Here is a 904-nt window from a genome sequence, read left to right as displayed (position 1 = left end):
TGAGGAGCTTGGTCATTTCAATGTCTATCCTTATATGCCTGCAATGCATCATCAAGATGATCGAACCAGTAAGCCTGACCATCACTGATCAAGATACCTGATTGACAAAATTCTTTGAGGGCGCGTTCGTCGTGGGCGACCATGATCACACTGGCATGGCTTGCCTTGTTCTTGAACGCTTCGGCGGCTTTTTTTTTAAAATTTGCGTCACCTGCAGCGGTAACTTCATCTGAAACGAACACATCGAAATCAAAGGCTAAGGATAAAGCGAACTGCAGGCGTGAACGCATTCCGGTGGAATAGGTTTGCAGCGGATCATCGAAGGCATTGCCTAGCTCAGCAAAGTCATTAATAAAATCAAGACGATCATTGATATCATTTCTGTGGCCATGCACGCGACAGACGAACTTTGCATTTTGCCGCCCGGTTAGCGTCCCTTCCAATCCCCCTTGCCCAAGTGGCCAGGAAACTCGGCATTGCCGTTCGATTCGACCCCTGGTAGGATAATCAGCCCCACAAATGATTCGCAACAGCGTTGATTTTCCGGCACCATTAACGCCTATCAAGCCAACGTTCTGACGAGAAGGGATCACTAGGTTGATATCACGCAACACCCACTTTCCAGCACCATGCTCTGTTATGTATCGTTTATGGACATTCTCAATGAGGATCATCGCATCACCAGCTTTTTGTCAAAACGTCGATACATTAGCAGTCCTAGAAAAACAGATCCAATGGCAAATGTATACAAATAGGTAAGGCTTATACTGGAATCAGTATGATACGACGGTAAAAATCCCAGACGTGCCGACTCGACTCCATGCACAACCGGATTGGCGAGCCAGACATTTCGATAGGGCATCGGTATAGCTGCCACCGGATACATCGCTCCAGACAAAACATA

The 904-nt window shown here is 47.0% G+C and carries 1 protein-coding gene and 1 pseudogene; both read right to left on the bottom strand.

Going from position 1 to position 904, the window contains the following annotated elements:
- Nucleotides 1-17: 17 nt before the first annotated feature.
- Entirely contained in the window at nt 18-674 is a 657-nt protein-coding gene (locus GY683_RS03350) for an ABC transporter ATP-binding protein (RefSeq protein WP_297287402.1), read from the bottom strand.
- Nucleotides 671-904 (bottom strand): annotated as a pseudogene (locus GY683_RS03345) (ABC transporter permease); the annotation flags it as partial. The gene GY683_RS03350 and the pseudogene GY683_RS03345, both read right to left, overlap by 4 nt.

Source organism: Moraxella sp. (genome assembly GCF_024227015.1).
Lineage (GTDB): Bacteria > Pseudomonadota > Gammaproteobacteria > Pseudomonadales > Moraxellaceae > Moraxella.
This window is presented reverse-complemented; position numbering and strand designations above follow the sequence as displayed.